Origin of the sequence: Pantoea sp. GbtcB22, from assembly GCF_019091025.1 — a bacterium.
In the GTDB taxonomy this organism is placed as follows: domain Bacteria; phylum Pseudomonadota; class Gammaproteobacteria; order Enterobacterales; family Enterobacteriaceae; genus Pantoea; species Pantoea leporis.
The window spans coordinates 1-301 of record NZ_JAGXKB010000080.1; the positions used below are offsets into that span (position 1 = coordinate 1).

The 301-nt window shown below is 55.1% G+C and carries 1 pseudogene; it reads left to right on the top strand.

Going from position 1 to position 301, the window contains the following annotated elements:
- Positions 1 to 301, top strand: a pseudogene (pstC, locus tag KVT28_RS24840) (phosphate ABC transporter permease PstC); the annotation flags it as partial.

A 301-nucleotide genomic window follows, 5' to 3' on the forward strand; every position in this document is an offset into this window, starting at 1 on the left:
TCAAAGCCCCCGGTAAACAAGGCGACATGATTTTCGGCGCGCTGGTGAAGCTATCCGCCCTTATCGTGTTGCTGTTGATGGGCGGCATTATCGTCTCCCTGATTTTCTCCTCCTGGCCACGCATCCAAAAATTTGGTTTCTCTTTCCTGTGGAACAAAACCTGGGAAGCGCCAAACGAACAATTTGGTGCGCTGGTACCGATGTACGGCACCCTCGTCACCTCGATTATTGCCTTGATCATTGCCGTGCCGGTGAGCTACGGCATCGCGCTGTTCCTGACCGCACTGGCGCCAGGCTGGCT